The organism is Fretibacter rubidus (genome assembly GCF_041429785.1).
Taxonomy (GTDB): Bacteria; Pseudomonadota; Alphaproteobacteria; order Caulobacterales; family Maricaulaceae; genus Fretibacter; species Fretibacter rubidus.
Genome location: NZ_CP163423.1, coordinates 2,324,689 through 2,340,645, shown reverse-complemented (window position 1 = coordinate 2,340,645; position 15,957 = coordinate 2,324,689). Strand labels below are relative to the sequence as shown.

Below are 15,957 nucleotides of genomic sequence, written 5' to 3'. Positions count from 1 at the left end.
ACCCAAGCCTTAAATCGGAAAGCCTTCCTTAAAGCTTCGCTGCTAGACCGCAGCCATGGATAGTTCGCAGCACCAGTCCCCATATCTTGATAGGCAAAGCCTGTTTCGCGTGACGGCTGTGTTATATCTGATTATTATTGTCCTTGCGGTGGGGGCCTATTTTTTCAATGTCGATGGCCTCATGGATCCCAATGGTGATGACCGTGTCGGGCGGGACTTTGTCAATTTCTGGTCAGGCGGCGCGGCGGTTTGGTCGGGCAATGCGGGCACATTATATGACCACGCGGCTTATGACGCATTCATTGCGCGATATTTTGGCGAATTTTCAACGATTTATGCCTTTTCCTATCCGCCCCATGTTTTATTCCTGCTCGCGCCATTTGGCCTGCTGGGCTATATTCCTGCCCTCATCGTCTGGAGTCTTGGCGGTGTCGCGGCCTATTTTGCCGCTGCGCGCAGCCTGTTTAAACGCAATGCTGACCGCGCGATACTCGCCTTTGCGCCCGCCACGCTCATCTGTCTCATGTCTGGCCAAACGGGGCTTTATGCGGCGGCACTTTTTATTGGGGGCTATCAGCTAAAAGACAAATATCCGTTGCTCGCAGGGGTGATTTTTGGACTTTTGACGGTGAAGCCGCAACTCGGCGTGCTGCTGGCGATTGTGTTGTTAATCACAGGAAATTGGCGCGCCATCATGACGGCTGTTGCAACGACACTGGCCTTAATCAGCGCCTCTGCCAATGCCTTTGGCGCGGGCCTTTGGGTCGACTTCATCGGCAAGACGATGCCCTATCAAAAGCAAATCCTGTCCGAGGATTTTGGTGGTTTCGATCATATGGTGCCCAGCGCGTACAAATTTATCATCAATATCGGCGGGTCTGATAGCGCCGCATGGGTCGCGCAAGGGGCGGTGATGGTGTTCTGTATCATCGCGCTTTTATGGGGCTATCTTCAGGGTCGCAATGCACGGTTAAAGCTCGCCTTACTCTGTGTTTTAACAGGATTATTTAGCCCCTATATCGCCGTTTACGACATGCCGCTATACACTGTCGGCGTAATGCTGTTAGCAGGCCATGTGATGAACCAAAAGCAGAGCGGCGCAGCGTGGCTGTCCCATCCATTTCTTTGGATTGTCCTTTTGCTCGCGCCTTATTTTAATATCGCGCTCAGCCCCATGCATATTCCCTTTGGACTTATTTGCATGATATTTGTAAGCGGCCTAATCTTGCGCGCGCTTAAAGGTGAGGCGGTAGCTCTCGGCTAATTGTCCCGTATTATTTAACAACTCCGCGAGGTCAGCGGACGTTGTTGTCTGCACTGTTTTGCCGTGGTCATCTAAAATAAGACGTTCATCAATTAGGGGCCCGAAATGCCGCCGCACTAGCGATACATCAAGCTCTGTTGGTTCTATGGCGTGCTTTAGCATTGATAAAACTTCGGCTTTGTCGGTTGTTTTCCAAATCATTCCACCCAACGCATAGAGCATAAATTCATTGCAGTTCTGATAGCGCAAATCGAGCGGATTGCTGATCAGAGAGTAGTCAACCGTATGCATAGCGGTGTAATCATCAGACCCGATAAAGGCCCGTATCTCGGCTTGGGTGTCTTTTGTTGGGATGATAAGCCCAGCATCAGGCTCACGCAAAAGCCGCAAGAAATCAGCTGGCGTATCCGTCTCTAACCGGGATTTCAGGCGGTTGTCTTCCCCGTGATACAGGTTCCACACGGCATAACCGCCAATATCATTACGAACAAAAAACGCACTATGCGTATAGGCGACACCTTTGGGTAAGTTCTTGCGCGGCTGTCCTGCGCGCGAAATGATGGCGACATCGACATTTTTGCTGACCAACTCATCCGTGATTTGCTGCCCAAAATCTGCCAGCACCTCTGAGGAATAAAGCGCGTCGCCTTTGGCCGTGGACGCCACATAACCTTGGTAGATGCCTTTTAAATGCCAGCCAAAGCCAAAGACCGCAATCAGTAGCGCGAGCGCCACACCAATTAACAGCTTGGTCGTTAGGCCCACGTCAATTACAAATCAAAGGTGCCGATAACGGGCACATGATCAGACGGTTTCGTGCCGTCACGAACGAATTTATCTATCTGAAAATCAGTGATGCGGTCAGCGGCCTGCGGGGATAGCAGTAAGTGATCAATGCGAATACCCTGATTATTTTGCCATGCGCCGCGTTGATAATCCCAAAATGTATATTGATGCTCTCGCCCGTCCATTTGCTCAAAGGCTTCGGTCAGGCCGATGTTTAAAAGCGCACGAAATTTGGCATGGGTTTCTGGGCGAAACGCCGCGTCGCCTTGCCATCCAACGGGGTCATGCACATCGCGGGCATAGGGAATGACGTTATAATCCCCCGCCAGTATCAACGGTTCTTCATAGGGTAGCAGGCTTTGCGCGCGCGCGCGCAGGCGGTCCATCCAACGCAGTTTATATTGGTATTTATCCGAATAATCGGGTGCATCACCAACCGGGTTGCCATTGGGCAGATAAATGCTGGCCACACGGACGGGCCCGCGCGCGCCGCTCACCACCGCCTCAATATACCGGGCTTGGTCGTCGGCACCGTCGTCCAACAGGTCTTCTCCCGGCAGATCTTTTATGACTTCGTCAAAAGGGAGCTTCGACAGAATAGCCACGCCATTATAGCTTTTTTGACCGTGCACAGCGACGTTATACCCCAGCGCCTCAATCTCCATGTAAGGAAAGCCGTCATTAACGGTTTTAATCTCTTGCAGGCAGGCGATATCAGGATCAGCGGATTTCAGCCAATCGGTTATATTATCAAGTCGCGCCTTGATAGAGTTCACATTCCATGTCGCAATTTTCATAACAGTGTGGTCGGGCTTGGCGCCTGCGCTGTCAACGGGCAAGGCATAGAATTTGGTGCAAATAAGCGAAAAAAGAGGCTTTCATTTTGCGCGCGTGCATCTATGTTGCGCCCGTCACCACATGATGACCGAGGTTGCGGGCATGGTGGAATTGGTAGACACGCAAGACTTAAAATCTTGTTCCCGTATGGGAGTGCCGGTTCGATTCCGGCTGCCCGCACCATCGTTTGTTGCAAACACGCTGACCCTCCAATTTCTAACTACAATGTCATTAACTGTGTTGGATTATTGACCATCCAATGATTGAAAAACGCGCGTCGCTCGGGCAGAGGGTGTGTGTGACTGACGACTCGCCCATATCCCCGCGAAAGCGACCTATAGCTTTACCGCAGACGTCTCTATGGCAGAGCATATTCGCCGCGGCTGCGCGTCTGTTTGGTCCGCCGTCAATCAATGATACGGACGGGATTGCGGGCACGATACGTGATGCGCGCGTTGCGGCGGCCTTGGTGGCGCTCGGCGCAAAGCTTGCCAAGGCTGACGGTGTTGTCAGTGCGGACGAGATTGCAGCGTTTAAGCAAGTGTTCCAATCCACGCCTGAAAATGATGCTGGCATTGCGCGCTTTTTTGATTTGGCACGCCAGACCACATTGGGATTTGAACGTTACGCCCGTATTATCGCGCGCAAGTTTCGCGCCAGCCCCGCTGTGCTGGAGGATGTGCTAGACGGGTTGTTTCATATCGCGCTGGCCGACGGTGTTGTGACCGATGATGAAATGAGCTTTATCCAAACGGTTAGCGATATTTTCGGCTTTTCAGAACGTGAATTTAAACGCATTCGCATTGCCCATATCGGGCGGGCATCAGATGATCCTTACCTAATATTGGGCGTGGATGAGGATATATCGGATGTGGATTTGAAGCGCGCATATCGCCGTATGGCCGCCGCTAACCATCCGGACCGCCTTGTCGCGCGGGGGCTGCCACGTGAATTGACCCGGCTTGCGACACACAAAATGGCGATGGTGAATATGGCTTATGCCCAAATAAAGGCAGAACGTAGCGCGCAAAACCGCGACAAATTGGTGGGATTACCGAAAAGTTAGGTCATTACGGGATGATGCCTCTTGACCTTTGGGCCTTTCACCCCGATTTTAATCCTATGACAGGAACTTATAATATCGCAGGCCGCAACAGCCTCATGACCAATATTATGCGGGGGCTCTTTGTGGCTGCTGCTGCTGTGGCTGGCTTTTTTGTTCTGGCCTTCTCAGCCGCCTTTGCTTTTTTCGTCGTGGCAGGCATTGCTATTGTCGGCGCGCTGGTCTTTGCGTTTTTCTGGACACGAGCCAAATTATTCGGTCGCCCCTTTGGGCCAAAGGCAACATTTGAGGCCGCAAGACGCGATATGGAAGCGCAAATGCGCGCACAAACGGGTCAAACAGCGTTCCGCTCTGCTGATAGTGATCGTGACGGCCCTATCATCGATGCCCATAAAACACCGCAAGGGTGGTCTGTCGACGACTAGGCGTGCGCGTCTTTCTTAGCCATTAAATGTCTAAAGGCTTGGCAGCGATTGCGGCCTTCGCTACAGCCTTGTCATGAAACTTACCGATTTTTTCATCATGATGGCTTGTTGCCTCGCTTGGGGCGGCAATTTTGTGGTCAGCGCTTGGGCGCTTGGTAATTACCCCGTGCCGCCTTTTATGCTGGCGGCAATTCGGGCTATCCTGGTTCTGTTGCTAATGGGTTGGGTGTTATTTCAAACGCGCCCTGAAAAAGTGGGACTATTATTAATCGTATGCGCCTGTGTTGGTCCTATTCACTTGGGATTTCTATATACGGGCCTGCAAACCGCTTCTGCATCGGGCAGTTCAATCATCTCTCAAATCCTTATCCCCTTTGCGACGCTGTTATCCGTTGCCTTTTTAGGCGAACGGGTCGGCTGGCGGCGAAGTCTTGCCATTATCGGTGCGATTATCGGAGTCGTGATTATGGTCTATGAACCGGGCGCGCTGCGTTTTGATATTGGGCTTATATATATTATCGCGGCTTATTTTGCACTGGCTGTGGGATCCGTGGTCATGAAGCGTGTAGGCAATGTTGATTGGAAACAATATGTGACGTGGATGGCCCTTGTTGTGCTGATTGTCATGGCGCCTGCGTCCTTGGTGTTTGAGGCTGGGCACGCACAGATTTGGGCAGAGGCCAAAGGGCCGTTATTAATTGCGGCAGGCTATGCCGCTATTTGCGTGACCATCTTGGCCCACGGGCAATATTTCCGCCTCGTGCGGGCTTATGACATATCCCAAATCGTGCCACTGACGTTAATGACGACGGTCTTTGCTTGCATCTTAGGCGTCGTTTTTTTGAAAGAACAAATTTATCTACGTTACCTCTTGGGGGCCGTGCTAATTCTGCCCTGTGTGCTATATATCGCGCGTAAGCAGACAATTGTCATAATACCAGAAGATTAAAGGGGCGCACTATGGCAAATAAAACGCAAAAGACGGAACAGCCCGTTCAAGATTATATAGACGCCATAGAGCCTGCAGCGCGCCGCGCGGATATCGCGGCGATCAATGAAATGATGCGTGATGTGACAGGGTGGTCGCCCAAAATGTGGGGGCCGTCAATTGTGGGTTTTGGTGATTATCATTACAAATATGAGAGTGGCCGAGAAGGCGATTTTTTTCGGATAGGCTATAGTTCACGCGCCAAAAATATTAGCATTTACATCATGCCGGGCTATCAGGATTTTGATGATGAATTGTCGCGCCTAGGTAAGCATAGCAAAGGCAAATCCTGCCTTTATATCAAACGCTTGTCAGATGTTGACAGCGATGTCCTGCGCGAGATGTTGGTCAAAGGCTTGGCGCTTATGGAAGAAAAGTATCCGCTATGATGATAACGCAATCTCCGTCGCCAAATTTTGATGAGCGCAAATCGCCCGTGCGCGTTCTCGTGCTGCATTACACGGGCATGGAAACGGGGGCGGCTGCGTTGGAACGGCTTTGTGACCCTGCGGCCAAAGTCAGTGCGCATTATCTGGTGGAAACTGACGGGCGCGTTTTTCAGATGGTAGGTGAGGATAGCCGTGCATGGCATGCGGGTGTGTCGGAATGGGCGGGTATAACCGACCTTAATTCCGCCTCCGTCGGTATAGAGATTGTCAATGGTGGCCATGATTGGCGAGACGCGGATGGGGGGCTGCCCGCTTATCCTGATATGCAAATCAATGCGGTAATAGCGCTCTCAAAGGCGGTGATGACCCGTCACAATATTCCCGCGCGTAACGTGGTGGGCCACAGTGATATAGCGCCTGCGCGTAAAAAAGACCCTGGCGAGCATTTTCCGTGGGCGGGCCTTGCCGCCGCAGGCATTGGGCTTTGGCCAAAAGGGATTGAGACTGATAACCGCCTATTGTTTGGACCTGACCAACGCGACCGTGGTGTCGCGATTGCGCAGCGCGGCCTCGCCCATATCGGTTATGGCGCACGGGTCAGCGGTATTTTGGACACAGAGACGCAAGATATTATCAAGGCGCTTCAACGCCGTTATCGCCCGGATCACATTGACGGTATCATTGATATGCAAACCATGGATATTATCAAAGCGCTCGTCGAATTGAACAGCATAGCCTAAGCTTACGACCGGGCATTAACGCGCTGAATAAGGACCTCTTATGACAGATCAAATCATTAGCCGCGTGACGGGTAATCTCGGCCATATTACGCTGAATCGTCCTCAGGCTTTGAACGCGTTAACACTAGATATGTGCGAAGAAATCACTCGGCTCTTAGTGGAATGGGAGCGTGATGACAGCATTGGTGCTGTTCTGATTGATGGGGCAGGTGAGCGTGCCTTTTGCGCGGGCGGTGATGTGATCTTACTCCATGATAGCGGCAAGGCGGGTGACAGGCGTGCGGAAATGTTCTGGCGCACAGAATATGCGCTAAATGAGCTTATTCACCGCTATTCCAAGCCCTATATCACGCTGATTGACGGTTTTGTCATGGGCGGCGGCGTTGGTTTGTCTGTCCACGGCGCGCACCGCATTGCGGGCGATAAAACCGTCTTTGCCATGCCAGAGACAGGCATTGGTTATTTCCCTGATGTGGGGGGCACTTATTTTCTGCCGCGTCTTGGTCTTGATATTGGGCAGTGGTTGGGCCTAACAGGCGCGCGCCTTAAGACCGCAGAGGCCGTGTCTATCGGTGTCGCAAACGGCTATGTGCCGTCAGAGAAACACGCAGCTTTGAGAGAAGCGCTAGGCGAAGCGGCATTAGACGGCAGCGATAAGGCCGTCGTCGCGGTCATCAATCAATTTCACGAAGCAGGCCCCATGGACGCGGATATTCCCGCTGCGATTGCGGCCTTTAATGAGCCTGACGTGCCGTCAATCCTGCGCGCACTTGACGGGATGAGCGGCGCGACAGAAAATGTCTGGGCGAGCAAACAGGCCGCCAGCATTCGTGCCAAAAGCCCGCTCGCTATGGCTGTGACATTTGAAGCGATAAAGCGCGGTGCAGCTTTGGATTTCCGAACCGCTATGGCGGCGGAGCTAGATTTATCCCTTAATTTTCTCAAGACCCAAGATTTTTATGAAGGCATCCGCGCGCAATTAATTGATAAAGACCGCAATCCGAAATGGAGCCACGATAGTGTTGATGGCGTCACAGTTGACCAGATTAAACGCGTTCTCGCTTCTAGCGGCGCGACCCCTCTTGAATTTTTAAACTAAGGCTCGCCATGACCGATATGTTCTCCCCACTGACGCTACCGTGTGGCCAAGTCCTGCCTAACCGTCTGTGTAAGGCGGCTATGGAAGAAAACATGGCCGATGACGGCCAAGTCCCAGGCGAAGATCTACGGCGTCTTTACGGGGCATGGGCCGAAGGCTCACCTGGCCTCGTCTTGACGGGTAATGTGATGGTCGACGCGCGTGCTTTGACAGGGCCAGGCGGTGTCGTGCTGGAAAAAGATACAGTGTCGGACGACGCCGTCCTTGCTCAGTTTAAGCGCTGGGCAGAGGCGGGCAAAGCTGGCGGCTCAAAACTTTGGATGCAAATTAGTCATCCAGGCCGTCAAGTCTATAAATCCCAAGGCACAGAAGCGGTATCAGCCTCCGCCACCAAAGTCAGTATGGCAGGGGCGGAAAAAATGTTTGATACGGCGCGCGCGCTGAGTGGTGATGAAGTCCGCGCCATGGTCACGCGCTTTGCGGATACAGCTGTCGCGGCGGAGCAATGCGGCTTTGACGGCGTGCAAATTCACGCCGCTCATGGATATTTGGTTGCGCAATTTTTGTCGCCCCTGACTAACCTTCGTGATGATGAATATGGCGGCTCGTTGGAAAGCCGTGCAAGGGTGTTACTCGATATTGTAAGCGCGATCCGCGCGCGGGTGTCCAAAGGCTTTGGTGTCGCGGTTAAGCTTAATTCTGCGGATTTCCAAAAGGGCGGCTTTGATGTGGCGGACGCGAAGCGCGTTGTACAAATGCTCAATGCGACGGGATTGGATTTTATAGAGTTATCAGGCGGCAGCTATGAAAGTGCAGCGATGATGGGCATGGCCGATGATGACGGCGGACAGGCTGCGCAAAGTTCGACCGCCTTGCGGGAAATGTATTTCATTGGCTTTGCCCAAGACATCGCGACCGTCGCCGATATGCCGATTATGGTGACGGGCGGCGTGACAAAGTTCGAGACAGCCCAAGCCGCGCTTGAGGCTGGCGGTGTTGATATTATCGGTTTGGCCCGCGCCTTTGCCTATGCCCCGCATCTACCGCGCGATTGGAAGGCTGGCGAAAATCTCAATATTACCATTCCAACGGGAAAATTTAAAATGAAGCTGCTGCGGGCACTGGGCACTATGGCGATGACCAAAGTGCAATTGGACCGTTTGGGTGCGGGCAAGTCAGTCAAACCTAACGTCAATGCATTGCTGGCAATTATTGGGGATAGAATACGGATTAGCCGTTTAACAAAGCGCTATAAGGCGTGGTTGGCCGCGCGTAACTAAGCAAATTTAGTCTTTTTTATCGGCCAATCGTGCGGCTAAAAGCTCAATCCGCTCTGCCGCTTTAATCAGGCTGTCCGTCGCTTCATATTCTGACGATTTGGCAGCTGCTAGCGCGGCTTCGCTGTCTTTGCGCATTTGTGCCGTCATTTTTTCCGCTTCGCCCGATATATTACCTGTGACTTCGTCAAGTTCATCCGAGAGCGTAATACCAGCCATCACAAGCAAACGCAGATCACCAATTTGCCCAAATTGATTGGCAAGCATTTTGACGCGCTCGTCTAATTTTTGCCCAAGGCGCATCAAACGGTCTTCTTCGCCGTCATCACATCCCAAAGCGTATTTGCGGCCATTGATATCAATACTGACTTTGGCCATTACGCGTCTCCGTCTTTCGCGAGCGCTTTTTGCACTTGTCTGATAACGGTATCAAGCTCTTGTGTGGTGGCATCGGCCAGCTTGGTAAACTCTGCTTCGCGCGCTGTAAATTCAGCCTCTCGAGATTTCGCTTGGTCGAGCGAGCTTGCAAGCGCCGCGCGGTCAGTTTCAAAGCTTTCTGCTTCCCTAGCGATTCGTTCTAATTTGCTCACTTTATCCAAAAGGGGGCTTAGTTCACCCTCTAACGATTTAAGCGCTGATTGAAGCCGATCGGCGGCTGTCTTGATGTCAACGCTGTCATTCATAGTATCTTCCGAATCTTCAAATTATTTAGCCACAATGGCGCAATTATTGCACTTTTCCAACCCCTAACCTGTTGACTTACGCGGGGCCTGTTGTCATTGCCAGCGGGTCTAAACAGGGTCGCATTAGGCACATATTTGGAGACTGCATATGTCTGTAAAAATTGCTATTAATGGTTTTGGCAGGATAGGCCGCTTGGTTGCTAGGGCGTTATCGGAATACGACATCACAGATATAGACTTGGTCGCGATTAATTCGCCAGGTGCCGCCGCGACATCCGCCCATCTTTTGCGCTACGATAGTGTTCATGGCAATTTCCAAGGCACCGTCACAGAGAGCGACGGATTTATTGATTTCGGGCGCGGTCCGGTCCGTATGACCCATGAACGCGACCCCTCAAAGATCGATTGGGCCGCGGTCGGCGTTGACATCGTCATGGAATGCACAGGCGTGTTCCGGTCCAAAGAAACGGTGCAGCCGCATTTTAAAGCGGGGGCAAAGAAAGTTCTGATATCAGCTCCAGCAGACGGTGTTGATAAGACAATTGTTTATGGGGTTAACGAGGGTGACTTGACCCATGATGACACCGTTGTGTCCTGCGCGTCTTGCACAACAAATTGCTTGGCACCCGTCGTCAAAGTTCTGCTTGATGTTATTGGCATTCAGCGCGGATTTATGACGACCGTTCACAGTTATACGCAAGACCAACGTATTTTAGATAATTCACACAAAGACCTTTACCGCGCGCGGGCGGCGGCGCTGAATATGATCCCAACATCAACGGGCGCGGCCAAGGCCGTTGGCCTAGTTATTCCAGAAGTCCACGGGAAGCTCTCGGGGTCTGCTGTGCGTGTGCCTACCGCCAACGTCTCTATGTGCGAGCTTATCGTGCAGCCAGAACGCAAGGCGTCAGCAGAAGCTATTAATGCCGCCATGAAAGCCGCCAGCGCGGGCGACATGAAGGATATTATTCGTTACACAGACGAACAGCTTGTGTCGTCTGACATGAACCATGACCCGCATAGTGCAATTTTTGCTGCCCCGCTCACAAAGGCTATGGACGGTGACTTGGTAAAAGTGATTGCGTGGTATGATAATGAATGGGGATTTGCTAACCGTATGATTGATATGGTCCGCATCATGGGCCAAACTCAGGCTTAAAACGCAATAGGATCATAAAGATATGAAATTCAGACGCTTAGAAGACGCCAAACTCAAAGGCAAAACCGCGATTGTTCGCGTGGATTTTAATCTCCCGCGTGACAAAGACGGCAAGATTACGGACGATACGCGCCTTCAATCGGCCCTGCCGACCATTAAGGCGCTGCGCGAGGGCGGAGCCAAGGTCGTCTTATTGTCTCATTTTGGTCGCCCGAACGGCGAAGTCGTGGCAGACATGTCTTTGAGTTTTGTCGTAGAGCCATTGGTCGAAGCGCTTGAATGTACGGTCGCCTTTTCCGATGCAATCACGCCCGTCCTTATCGATAGTATGGATGCGGGCGAAGTGTTGCTGTTGGAGAACACGCGCTTTGACAAAGGCGAAGAGGCAGGTGATGCAGAGCTTGCCAAACGCTACGCCGAACTTGGTGATATCTTTGTTATGGACGCGTTTTCGGTGGCCCATCGCCGTCACGCGACCAGTGCGGTGATTGCGGATTACATCCCAGCCTATGCAGGTCTGGCCATGGAGCGCGAGATTGACCATATCTCGCAAGCGCTTGATCATCCCAAAGCCCCCGTTATGGCCGTTGTTGGCGGGGCGAAAGTATCGACCAAAATTGATTTATTATCCAATCTGGTCAAACGCTTGGATATTCTCGCGATTACAGGTGGCATGGCCAATACGTTTTTATATGCGGGCGGTCACGGCGTTGGAAAATCATTACACGAGCCAGACTATAAACAAACTGCGCTGGATATTATGGCGACGGCCAAGGCTGAAAACTGCCAGATAATCCTGCCCATAGACGGCGTAGCAGCAACAGAGTTTAAAGCCAATGCAGAGCACCGCGTGGTTGGTCTTGATAACGTCAAAGATAATGAGATGATACTCGATGCTGGGCCAGAAACGGTCGAAGCGCTGCTTGATGCGATGGACCGGGCAAAGACATTGATTTGGAACGGGCCGCTCGGCGCCTTTGAAATGACGCCCTTTGATACATCGACCGTTGAAGCCGCGAAATATGCGGCCAAACGCGTTAAAGAAAACGGTCTTATTGCTGTGGCAGGCGGCGGCGATACGGTGGCTGCGTTAAACCAAGCGGGCGTGGCCGATGATTTTACATTCATATCAACCGCTGGCGGCGCGTTTCTTGAATGGATGGAAGGCAAAGCCCTTCCGGGTGTGGAAATTCTGAAAAAGTCTTAAGGAGACTCTCATGAACCTCGAACAATTAAATGCGGTTGCGATTAAAATGGTCACGCCTGGCAAAGGTTTGCTAGCGGCGGATGAAAGCACAGGTACAATCGGCAAACGCTTTGATAGTATCAACACAGACAATAATGAGACGAACCGCCGTGATTGGCGCGAAATGTTATTTCGCACAGACAAAGCCATGCAAGACCATGTGTCTGGCGTTATCTTGTTTGAAGAGACGCTGTATCAATCGGCCAAAGACGGCACATCTTTTGTTGACTTAATTAAAAGTCACGGCTCTATCCCGGGTATCAAAGTTGATATGGGCGCAAAACCGCTTGCGGGTCGCCCCGGAGAGACAATTACCGAAGGTCTGGATGGTCTACGGGACCGTCTGAAAAAGTATTATGCCCAAGGGGCAAGGTTTGCCAAATGGCGGGCTGTTATAGAAATCTCTCATCCCGGCTATGCCGACGGTGTGACGCCATCAGCGGGGGCAATTAAGGCAAACACACATGCACTGGCGCGCTATGCTGCGCTCTGCCAAGAAGCCAATATCGTGCCAATCGTTGAACCTGAAATCCTCATGGGTGGGTTCCACGGCATCCAAACCTGCCAAGACGTCACAGAGCATGTCCTCAAAGCCCTTTACATTGAGCTTTGGGAGCAAGGCGTGGAGCTAGAGGGCACCATATTAAAGCCTAATATGATTGTTCCGGGAAAGCGCTGCATGGTGCAGGCCAGTGTCGAGGAAGTCGCTGAACGGACGTTACATGTGCTAACCAATTGCGTGCCGTCGGCCGTGCCGGGCATCGCGTTTTTATCAGGTGGTCAGGACAATATTGATGCCACAGCCCATTTAGATATGATGAATAAAATTGGCGGTTTCCCGTGGAAGTTGACCTATTCTTATGGCCGTGCTTTGCAACAATCCGCGCTTTTTGCGTGGAAAGGTGATACCGCTAATTATGATGCGGCCCAAGCCGCCTTTTACAAGCGCGCCCATATGAACGGTCTAGCGTCCAAGGGGGAATGGGACGCGTCGCTAGAAGATTAAGCAAGCTAGGATACGCTTTGACGGATTTTACCCTCGCGCTTCGTGATGATCACGACATAGCCGCCTTGCGCGCGGACTATGCGCGCGATGGTTTGGTGCGGGTGGAACGCCTGTTTCCCGATGATACGGCCGAGGCAATCTACCAAGTCCTTCTGCGCGGCACACCGTGGCGCGTCGTGCATTCAGACGAGGCTGGGAAGCACCGTTATTACAGCCCGCAAGAGTGGCAGGCTATGGCCCCGCAAAGCCGCCAAAGCTTGATTAACGGGGTATTGCGGCAAGCCCGTGAGGGGTTTGCTTATCTCTATAGCTGTTACCCGATGATTGACGCATTATTGGCGGGCGATGACCCTAATTGGCCGTTACACGCCTTGACAGAGTTCCTTAATAGCCCTGAATTTCTAGCGTTCACCAAAGCCATTACGGATGAGCCTGACGTGATTAAAATCGACGGACAAGCCACACTTTATGCACCAGGACATTTTCTCAATGCCCATGATGATACAGGTGATATTGCCGAGCGCCGTGCTGCCTATGTGATGGGGTTTTCCAAAAACTGGCGCTCTGATTGGGGCGGGCAGCTTTTGTTTCTAGACGACAAAAGCGATGTGACCTGCGGCTTTACGCCCAGCTTTAACAACTTATCGCTGTTTAAGGTCCCGCGTGATCATGTCGTTACCCAAGTCACAAATTTTGCGGGGGCTGGTCGCTACAGTGTCACAGGATGGCTGCGCGTCGATCCCAAGTAAGTCTTTGTTTCAACCGCCGCTAATTTTCACCCACACGCCATAATGCGCTCTTTACAGGGCAGGGCGCTTTGGGTAGCAACGGTCAAACTTTTTGGAGACTGTCATGACAAAATCATTTCTAAGCGCGCTATTAATCGGCGCTGTTGCGCTGGGGGCTTGCGAAAGCGCAGAGCAAAAAGAGGCGCGTATTGCGTTGGAACAAGCGGCACTTGCGACATGCCCTGCGGATCAAATCATTAGCGATGTCTCTGAATACCCGCTTGATTTGCCTGTCTATGATAATGCGCAGTCAGCTGCGTTTCATGCAGTTCTCGCCGAACGCGACGGTGTCACAACAACAGAGTCTGGCCTTCAATATTCTGTTGTGAAATCTGGCAATGCCAACGGCCCGCAACCTGCGCCGACCAACACAGTCAGCGTGAATTACCACGGTGTGTTTCCCGACGGAACGAAATTTGACAGCTCTTATGACCGGGGTCAGCCCACAGAGTTCCCGCTTAACCGCGTGATTAGCGGTTGGACAGAAGGCGTTGGCCTGATGCGTCCGTGTGATGCGTGGACATTTTATATCCCGTCTGATTTGGCCTACGGTCCAAACGGTCGTCCAGGCATTCCTGGCGGCGCGACCTTGGTTTTCCATGTGCAGCTTCTAGAAGTCAAATAAGCCTAAGCTAATACCGCAAACCAAAGCGCCCCTCGCGAGATGCGAAGGGCGCTTTTTTAATGGCTAAATCTAGGCCTAGTTCGTCAGGCGCAGGGTTGATAGGCTATCACCAATCTCTTTAAACGCCTTGTCCAAATCGCTTGCATTCTTGGCATCAAAATACATCGCGGGTGCGCTGGCACATGATTTCACAAGACTGCGAGTATCCGCATCTGAAATGTCATAGGCGATTGTATAGATTGTGATTTTATCGTTTTTAGCATTCTCGCAGAGGCGCGCAGTTGCGGCATTGGCTTGTACGCCGTTATTGACCTCGTGCCAGTCGCCCCCTTTGGACTTAGTATTGTCGCCATCTGTCATTAAAATCATAACTTTCTCGACGTCTTTGGCTTTGCCTTTGGCCGCCTCAGTAAGCGGCACATCAGCGTTAAGTGTGCGCCACCCCCACGCCAGACCAGACGGCATATAGGTATTGCCCTTAGCATCCAGAGCCTTAATCGTGGCTTTAGCTTTTTTCAAATTTGTCGTTAGAGGACGCATTTCTGTGCCGCAAATATTGCCCATTAAGCCAGGGATTTTCTTACCCTTATAGGCTGCCTGTTCGTTCAATGGTTCTTTGCGAGAGCCGACGCACCCATGCCATTTGGCTGTATATGTGGGTTTAAAACAGACCTCATACTCAGGGCCACGCTTGATATCGCACTTTGTTTTGTAACATGTGCTGGTGACGCCGTCATTGGTGCAGGTCGATTTGACCTTGCGGCAATTTGTTTTTGAAATCACGTCACGGCGCTTCTCACATTTCTCTGGCAATGTCACAACGCCGTCTTTGGGAACCGACAGCCATTTTGCGTTACGGCGGCTAAGCCCCACATTGACGTAGTTTGAAAACGGTACAACAGCGACGCGCACTTGGGCTGTGTCGTAATCATCCAATGTATCGATGAGGTTAGATGCGGATGTTTTTAGCGATTTCATTTTACTGCCCGCCATAGATCCCGTGGAGTCCAGCACCATGGCGATGTCGATACTTTTTTCGGCAAATGTAGCCGATGAATTGGCCCGCACATCTAACGTCTTATAGCCAATCATATGGGCGAAATCTGTATCAATGGTATTGGTCGCATCAACGGTAACTGTGTCGCCTGTTCGGGTGACGCTATTGATCTTGATGCGGCTCCCTTTGCTACCGGGATAGTTTAAATCCATATAGTCTTGCGCCGCGAGGGTTAACTCGCCCGCATCAGTGATTTGCTGGCGTGCAGCGTATAAAGAGATTTGATCCGTCGTATCCTGCAAGCGTTGCTTGGCGGCATAGGCCGATGATAAATCAATCGCTGTGGCCAACCCCCCAATCAACATCATGATAGACGCGGCGAACATAATGCCAAACTGTCCACTGGTATCGCGGCTGTAGCGAGCGGCAGTTTGGGTCAGGCGGTTTTTCAAAGTTGTCAATGTCATACTTAACATCCCTTCATGGCGACCCCAGTGGGAGGTGGGGCCAGTTATGAGGGAGATGTTGCATACCCCCTGCCAAGGGAGAGGAATTGCCCCAAAATCGCGCAGGGAACGAATTTTA

Annotated in this window: 18 protein-coding genes and 1 tRNA gene; 14 read left to right on the top strand and 5 right to left on the bottom strand. The window is 51.8% G+C overall.

Annotation, left to right across the window (positions count from 1 at the left end; genetic code table 11):
* The first annotated feature begins 55 nt into the window (after positions 1 to 55).
* Positions 56 to 1,264 (top strand): glycosyltransferase family 87 protein, encoded by a 1,209-nt coding sequence (locus AB6B37_RS10815; protein ID WP_371395805.1) that lies wholly within the window; start codon positions 56 to 58, stop codon positions 1,262 to 1,264.
* Here the strand turns inward: AB6B37_RS10815 and AB6B37_RS10810 are convergent.
* On the bottom strand, positions 1,220 to 2,029 hold the full coding sequence (locus AB6B37_RS10810) for a DUF2145 domain-containing protein (RefSeq protein ID WP_371395804.1): 810 nt from the start codon (positions 2,027 to 2,029) through the stop codon (positions 1,220 to 1,222). The genes AB6B37_RS10815 and AB6B37_RS10810 overlap by 45 nt on opposite strands.
* A 5-nt stretch (positions 2,030 to 2,034) precedes the next feature.
* On the bottom strand, positions 2,035 to 2,847 hold the full coding sequence (xth, locus tag AB6B37_RS10805; RefSeq protein ID WP_371395802.1) for an exodeoxyribonuclease III: 813 nt from the start codon (positions 2,845 to 2,847) through the stop codon (positions 2,035 to 2,037).
* A 136-nt stretch (positions 2,848 to 2,983) separates the two neighbouring features.
* Between xth and AB6B37_RS10800 the strand changes: the two genes are divergently transcribed.
* From AB6B37_RS10800 to AB6B37_RS10765, 8 genes are all read left to right on the top strand, one after another.
* Positions 2,984 to 3,070, top strand: a tRNA-Leu gene (locus AB6B37_RS10800).
* A 115-nt stretch (positions 3,071 to 3,185) separates the two neighbouring features.
* The gene (locus tag AB6B37_RS10795) at positions 3,186 to 3,953 is read left to right on the top strand and encodes a TerB family tellurite resistance protein (protein WP_371395801.1); all 768 of its coding nucleotides are present in this window, start codon (positions 3,186 to 3,188) and stop codon (positions 3,951 to 3,953) included.
* Positions 3,954 to 3,964: 11 nt separating this feature from the next.
* Complete coding sequence (locus tag AB6B37_RS10790; RefSeq protein WP_371395800.1) at positions 3,965 to 4,375, top strand: hypothetical protein; 411 nt, start codon at positions 3,965 to 3,967, stop codon at positions 4,373 to 4,375.
* A gap of 73 nt (positions 4,376 to 4,448) precedes the next feature.
* Positions 4,449 to 5,324, top strand: coding sequence for a DMT family transporter (locus tag AB6B37_RS10785; protein WP_371395798.1), 876 nt, complete (start codon positions 4,449 to 4,451; stop codon positions 5,322 to 5,324).
* Between the two features lie 11 nt (positions 5,325 to 5,335).
* Positions 5,336 to 5,752, top strand: a complete 417-nt coding sequence (locus tag AB6B37_RS10780; RefSeq protein ID WP_371395797.1) for a DUF1801 domain-containing protein — start codon at positions 5,336 to 5,338, stop codon at positions 5,750 to 5,752.
* The gene (locus AB6B37_RS10775) at positions 5,749 to 6,492 is read left to right on the top strand and encodes an N-acetylmuramoyl-L-alanine amidase (protein WP_371395796.1); all 744 of its coding nucleotides are present in this window, start codon (positions 5,749 to 5,751) and stop codon (positions 6,490 to 6,492) included. The genes AB6B37_RS10780 and AB6B37_RS10775 overlap by 4 nt, the downstream gene beginning before the upstream one ends.
* 40 nt (positions 6,493 to 6,532) lie before the next feature.
* Complete coding sequence (locus tag AB6B37_RS10770; protein ID WP_371395795.1) at positions 6,533 to 7,591, top strand: enoyl-CoA hydratase/isomerase family protein; 1,059 nt, start codon at positions 6,533 to 6,535, stop codon at positions 7,589 to 7,591.
* Positions 7,592 to 7,599: 8 nt separating this feature from the next.
* Positions 7,600 to 8,871: an NADH:flavin oxidoreductase/NADH oxidase family protein gene (locus tag AB6B37_RS10765; RefSeq protein WP_371395794.1), complete on the top strand. Its 1,272-nt coding sequence runs from the start codon at positions 7,600 to 7,602 to the stop codon at positions 8,869 to 8,871.
* A 6-nt stretch (positions 8,872 to 8,877) separates the two neighbouring features.
* Here AB6B37_RS10765 and AB6B37_RS10760 read toward each other — a convergent pair whose 3' ends face one another.
* Together AB6B37_RS10760 and AB6B37_RS10755 are read right to left on the bottom strand one after the other, a co-directional pair.
* A complete protein-coding gene (locus AB6B37_RS10760) occupies positions 8,878 to 9,246 on the bottom strand; it encodes a cell division protein ZapA (RefSeq protein ID WP_371395793.1) in 369 nt (122 codons plus the stop codon).
* Positions 9,246 to 9,551, bottom strand: a complete 306-nt coding sequence (locus AB6B37_RS10755; RefSeq protein ID WP_371395792.1) for a DUF4164 family protein — start codon at positions 9,549 to 9,551, stop codon at positions 9,246 to 9,248. Before AB6B37_RS10755 ends, AB6B37_RS10760 begins: the two co-directional genes overlap by 1 nt.
* A 148-nt stretch (positions 9,552 to 9,699) precedes the next feature.
* Here AB6B37_RS10755 and gap point away from each other — a divergent pair, with 148 nt between their 5' ends.
* The 5 genes from gap to AB6B37_RS10730 all read left to right on the top strand — a co-directional run bounded on the left by gap (position 9,700) and on the right by AB6B37_RS10730 (position 14,375).
* On the top strand, positions 9,700 to 10,710 hold the full coding sequence (gene gap / locus AB6B37_RS10750) for a type I glyceraldehyde-3-phosphate dehydrogenase (RefSeq protein ID WP_371395791.1): 1,011 nt from the start codon (positions 9,700 to 9,702) through the stop codon (positions 10,708 to 10,710).
* Between the two features lie 22 nt (positions 10,711 to 10,732).
* Positions 10,733 to 11,917: a phosphoglycerate kinase gene (gene pgk, locus AB6B37_RS10745; protein WP_371395790.1), complete on the top strand. Its 1,185-nt coding sequence runs from the start codon at positions 10,733 to 10,735 to the stop codon at positions 11,915 to 11,917.
* Between the two features lie 10 nt (positions 11,918 to 11,927).
* Positions 11,928 to 12,962 carry a class I fructose-bisphosphate aldolase gene (locus AB6B37_RS10740; protein WP_371395789.1) on the top strand — a complete coding sequence of 345 codons (1,035 nt, stop codon included), beginning with the start codon at positions 11,928 to 11,930 and terminating at the stop codon, positions 12,960 to 12,962.
* A 17-nt stretch (positions 12,963 to 12,979) separates the two neighbouring features.
* Positions 12,980 to 13,711, top strand: a complete 732-nt coding sequence (locus AB6B37_RS10735) for a 2OG-Fe(II) oxygenase family protein (protein ID WP_371395788.1) — start codon at positions 12,980 to 12,982, stop codon at positions 13,709 to 13,711.
* A 103-nt stretch (positions 13,712 to 13,814) separates the two neighbouring features.
* The gene (locus tag AB6B37_RS10730; protein ID WP_371395787.1) at positions 13,815 to 14,375 is read left to right on the top strand and encodes an FKBP-type peptidyl-prolyl cis-trans isomerase; all 561 of its coding nucleotides are present in this window, start codon (positions 13,815 to 13,817) and stop codon (positions 14,373 to 14,375) included.
* Positions 14,376 to 14,450: 75 nt separating this feature from the next.
* On the opposite strand, the gene AB6B37_RS10725 is transcribed toward AB6B37_RS10730, so the two are convergent.
* Positions 14,451 to 15,839, bottom strand: coding sequence for a VWA domain-containing protein (locus tag AB6B37_RS10725; RefSeq protein ID WP_371395785.1), 1,389 nt, complete (start codon positions 15,837 to 15,839; stop codon positions 14,451 to 14,453).
* Positions 15,840 to 15,957 lie beyond the last annotated feature (118 nt).

Bases quoted from the DNA above. Each gene is read 5' to 3' on its own strand.
- AB6B37_RS10815 (WP_371395805.1), top strand. From the start codon at position 56: ATGGATAGTTCGCAGCACCAGTCCCCATATCTTGATAGGCAAAGCCTG.
- xth (WP_371395802.1), bottom strand. From the start codon at position 2,847: ATGAAAATTGCGACATGGAATGTGAACTCTATCAAGGCGCGACTTGAT.
- AB6B37_RS10790 (WP_371395800.1), top strand. From the start codon at position 3,965: ATGATGCCTCTTGACCTTTGGGCCTTTCACCCCGATTTTAATCCTATG.
- AB6B37_RS10785 (WP_371395798.1), top strand. From the start codon at position 4,449: ATGAAACTTACCGATTTTTTCATCATGATGGCTTGTTGCCTCGCTTGG.
- AB6B37_RS10780 (WP_371395797.1), top strand. From the start codon at position 5,336: ATGGCAAATAAAACGCAAAAGACGGAACAGCCCGTTCAAGATTATATA.
- AB6B37_RS10775 (WP_371395796.1), top strand. From the start codon at position 5,749: ATGATGATAACGCAATCTCCGTCGCCAAATTTTGATGAGCGCAAATCG.
- AB6B37_RS10770 (WP_371395795.1), top strand. From the start codon at position 6,533: ATGACAGATCAAATCATTAGCCGCGTGACGGGTAATCTCGGCCATATT.
- AB6B37_RS10765 (WP_371395794.1), top strand. From the start codon at position 7,600: ATGACCGATATGTTCTCCCCACTGACGCTACCGTGTGGCCAAGTCCTG.
- AB6B37_RS10760 (WP_371395793.1), bottom strand. From the start codon at position 9,246: ATGGCCAAAGTCAGTATTGATATCAATGGCCGCAAATACGCTTTGGGA.
- AB6B37_RS10755 (WP_371395792.1), bottom strand. From the start codon at position 9,551: ATGAATGACAGCGTTGACATCAAGACAGCCGCCGATCGGCTTCAATCA.
- gap (WP_371395791.1), top strand. From the start codon at position 9,700: ATGTCTGTAAAAATTGCTATTAATGGTTTTGGCAGGATAGGCCGCTTG.
- pgk (WP_371395790.1), top strand. From the start codon at position 10,733: ATGAAATTCAGACGCTTAGAAGACGCCAAACTCAAAGGCAAAACCGCG.
- AB6B37_RS10740 (WP_371395789.1), top strand. From the start codon at position 11,928: ATGAACCTCGAACAATTAAATGCGGTTGCGATTAAAATGGTCACGCCT.
- AB6B37_RS10730 (WP_371395787.1), top strand. From the start codon at position 13,815: ATGACAAAATCATTTCTAAGCGCGCTATTAATCGGCGCTGTTGCGCTG.
- AB6B37_RS10725 (WP_371395785.1), bottom strand. From the start codon at position 15,839: ATGACATTGACAACTTTGAAAAACCGCCTGACCCAAACTGCCGCTCGC.